At 67.8% G+C, this 4,181-nt stretch carries 3 protein-coding genes; all 3 read left to right on the top strand.

Translation table 11 applies throughout. The annotated features are described in order from the left end of the window. Positions 1–1,081, top strand: a 1,081-nt coding sequence (locus LQV45_RS19530; RefSeq protein ID WP_230008440.1) for an HAD-IC family P-type ATPase, incomplete at its 5' end; no start/stop codon positions are given. Positions 1,082–1,091: 10 nt separating this feature from the next. After that, positions 1,092–1,721, top strand: coding sequence for a K(+)-transporting ATPase subunit C (gene kdpC / locus LQV45_RS19525; protein ID WP_230008439.1), 630 nt, complete (start codon positions 1,092–1,094; stop codon positions 1,719–1,721). A 12-nt stretch (positions 1,722–1,733) separates the two neighbouring features. Beyond that, on the top strand, positions 1,734–4,181 hold a 2,448-nt coding region (locus LQV45_RS19520), incomplete at its 3' end, for a DUF4118 domain-containing protein (RefSeq protein WP_230008438.1).

Raw genomic sequence — 4,181 nt, 5'->3', positions numbered from 1 at the left:
CATCGAGGCCGCACGGGTCTGCAGTCTGGCCGATGAAACCCCCGAGGGACGCTCTATCGTGGACCTCGCCGCGGACAAGGGCGTGACCGGGTCCGATCTGGCCACACTCGAACGCACCTCCGGCAATTTTGCCGTGGTCCCCTTCAGCGCCAGCACCCGCATGAGCGGGCTGGACCTTGACGGGTTGCAGATCCGAAAAGGCGCTGCCACCACGGTGGCGGCATTCGTTGCCGACTTCGGCGGGCACACCCCGGCGGAGGTCGACCACCGGGTACAGGAAATCTCGGCCCAGGGCGGCACCCCCCTGCTGGTCGCCCAGGTGGACAAGGACGGCCGGGCGGACATCCTGGGAACCATCCACCTCGCCGACGTCGTCAAACCCGGCATGCACGCCCGCTTCGCCGAACTGCGGCAAATGGGCATCCGGACCGTCATGATCACCGGCGACAACCCCATCACCGCCAAGGCCATCGCCGCCGAGGCCGGCGTCGATGACTTCCTGGCCGAAGCAACCCCGGAGGACAAGCTCGCGGTCATCAAAAAGGAACAGGCCGCAGGCCGGCTCGTGGCCATGACCGGTGACGGCACCAACGACGCCCCGGCCCTGGCCGCGGCGGACGTCGGCGTCGCCATGAACTCCGGAACCCCGGCCGCGAAGGACGCCGCGAACATGGTCGACCTCGACTCCGACCCCACCAAACTCATCAACATCGTCGGCATCGGCAAGCAGCTGCTCATCACCCGCGGCGCCCTGACCACCTTCTCTGTCGCCAACGACGTCGCCAAGTACTTCGCGATCGTCCCGGCCCTCTTCACCGCAGCCTTCCCCGGGCTCGGACTGCTGAACATCATGGGCCTGGCCACCCCGGCCTCAGCCATCCTGTCCGCAGTGATCTTCAACGCCCTCATCATCATCGCCCTGGTGCCGCTGGCTCTGCGCGGGGTCAAATACCGTGCCGTCTCCGCCAACCAGGCGCTGGCGCGGAACCTGCTGATCTACGGGCTCGGCGGCCTGATCGCACCATTCATCGGCATCAAAATCATCGACCTCATGATTTCCCTCATCCCCGGAATCGGCTAGGAACACCCCCATGAACGCACTCACCGGCTACCTCCGCCAGGCCGGCACCGCACTGCGGTTCCTGCTCTTTGCCACACTGGCCCTCGGCGTCGCCTACCCGCTGGCCGTTTTCGGCATCGCACAGCTCATCGCGCCATATCAGGCGAACGGCTCCATCATCAAGGATGCCGCCGGCGACCCGGCCGCGTCTGCCTTGATCGCCCAGTCATCCGCTAACGACGCCGGCGCTCAGGACCCGCGCTGGTTTCACCCCCGGCCCTCGGCCGTGAAGTGGGACCCGGCGTCGTCCTCGGCCACCAACTTCGGGCCCAACGATCCGAAACTGCTCGAGGCCGTCGCCGCGAACCGGGCCGCCGTCGCCGCCGCTGAAGGCGTGGATGCGGCAGCGGTGCCGGCCGACGCGGTGACGGCCAGCGGTTCCGGACTGGACCCGGACATTTCACCCGAGTACGCCAAACTGCAGCTTGCGCGGGTGACAGCAGCGAACGGCCTCAGCACCGACGCCGTTGCCTCCCTGGTGGAGCAGCACACCAGCGGTGGGTTAGTCGCGTTTCTCGGCCAGCCGTCGGTCAACGTGACTGCCCTCAACCTCGCCGTGGCGGCGGCCGCGCTGCCGTCGCAGCCGGCACAATCCAAGTGAGAGAATGACGGCATGGCACGTGGAACGCTGCGGATCTTCCTGGGCGCCGCGCCGGGTGTGGGCAAGACCTACGAGATGCTCGAAGAGGCCCACCGGCTCGGCAAGCGCGGCGAGGACGTCGTCGTCGCGTTCGCCATGGACCACGGCCGCAGCGAGACAGGGGCGCTGCTGGAGGGACTCGAAGTCATTCCACCCCGGAAGCTGCCCTACCGGGACACGGAGTTCGAGGAGATGGACCTCGACGCTGTCCTGGCCCGGGCGCCAGGGACCGCGATCGTGGACGAATACGCCCACTCCAACATCCCCGGCAGCCGCAATCCCAAGCGCTGGCAGGACGTCGATGCGCTTCTGGATGCCGGCATCAACGTGCTCTCCACCGTCAACGTCCAGCATCTGGCGTCCCTGGGCGACGTTGTCAGCGCCATCACCGATGTCCACCAGGCGGAGACGGTGCCGGACGCCGTCGTCCGGAAGGCGGACCAGATCCACCTCGTGGACATCTCCCCCGAGCTGCTCCGCCAGCGCCTGGGCGACGGCAAGATCTACGCTGCCGACAAGATCGACGCCGCCCTCTCGAACTATTTCCGCCTGGGCAACCTCACGGCATTGCGTGAACTGGCTTTGCTGTGGCTCGCCGACCGGGTGGACGAGGGCCTGGCCAAGTACCGGGCCGAACAGGGCATCGACGAAAGCTGGCCGGCCCGGGAACGCATCGTGGTCGGGCTGACCGGCAGCCCCGAAGGAGAAGTCCTGATCCGCCGCGGGGCCAGGATCCTCAACCGCGTCAGCGGTGGGGACCTGCTGGCGGTCCACGTCCGGTCCGCCGATGGCCTCGCCGAGGAGTCGCCCCAGGCGCTGGAAGCCCAGCGCCGCCTGATCCTGGACCTGGGCGGCAGCTACCACATCGTGACCGGCGAGGATCCGGCTGCCGCGCTCCTGGACTTCGCCCGCAGCGTCAACGCCACCCAGATCGTCGTCGGCATCTCGCGGCACAAAAAGCTCGCCGGCCTGGTCGGAAATCTGCTCGGCGGCGGGGTCGGCACCCGGGTGGTCCGCGATTCCGGCGACATTGACGTCCACATGGTCTCCCATCCGCTCGGCGGCCGGGGAACCCGCCCGCCACGGCAGCGGGACCTTGGCCGCATCCGGGTGGCCGCCGGGTTCGGTCTTGCTGTGCTGCTCCCGGTGGTCCTGCAACTCCTGCTGTCGCTCTTGAATCCGGAACAGAATGTGGCTGCGGCCATGCTGGTCCAGCTCACCGGCTCGGTGGCGGTGGCGTTGATCGGCGGGTTGTGGCCGGCCATCCTGGCCGCACTGTGGAGCAGCCTCCTGGTGAACTACTTTTCGACCCCGCCGCTGGGCAACCTCACCATCAGCGATCCCCAGAATTTCCTGGCGCTGCTGGTGTTTGTAGGCGTCTCGGCCGCCGTCGCCCTTGTGGTCGACCTATCGGCCCGCCGCTCCAAGGAGGCCGCGCGGGCCCGCGCCGAAGCCACGACGCTCGGTGACCTGACGCGCAGTGCCGCCGGCTCGGAGGACACGGTCCAGGCATTGCTGGAACAAGCCCTGAGCGTCTTCCAGGTCCGTGGTGCTGCTGTTTTCAGCCTGGGCTACGGCCTCGCGGACGGCGACGGCGGAGCCAGCCCGGACCGGCAGTGGCGTCTCCAGGCCGCCGTAGGTGAAATTCCTGCCCTGTCCGCTGACGGGACCGGAAGCGATGCCGCCGGCGACAACGTCGAAGAAATCGACGCCTCCACGCGCCTGGTGCTGTTCGGACGGATTCTGCCCGCAAGCGACCGGCGCCTTCTGGGGGCGTTCGGGGTTCATCTGGCAGCGCAGCTGGAACGACAGCAGCTGGTGGCGAGCCGGCGGGAGATGCTGCGCCTGGCCGAGAGCAACACGATGCGCACCTCCATCCTCCGGGCCGTTTCCCACGACCTGCGCACGCCCCTGGCCGGGATCAAGCTGGCTGTCGGCGGACTTCGGCACGACGACGTCCATTTCACCAAAGAAGAGGAGAAGGAGCTGCTGGCTACGATAGAGGAGTGTTCGGACAGGTTGGACGCGCTGGTCGGCAATCTGCTGGACATGTCCCGGATCACGTCGGATGCCGTCAATCCCCTGCTCAAACCCGTGCGCTGGTATGAGGTCATCCCGGGTTCCCTGAGCGCCGTCCCCGCGGGGAGGGTGCGGGTGGACCTGCCTCCAAACATGCCGGAGATTGAAGCCGACCCTGGAATGCTGGAGCGGGTGATTGCGAACATCGTCGAGAACGCCGTGAAATATGCCCCCGACTCGGACATCGTCCTGGTCGGGGCGGCCGGCGGGCTGAGCCCGGCGACTCTCGGGGGGCGTCCTGCCGGCGAGCTGCGGATCATCGATCACGGCCGGGGAATCCCTGCGGAGAGTGTCCTGGAAATGTTCAGGCCATTCCAGCGGCTCGACGACGCCCCGCAGGCC

This window comes from Microbacterium sp. Bi128, assembly GCF_918698205.1.
This window is presented reverse-complemented; position numbering and strand designations above follow the sequence as displayed.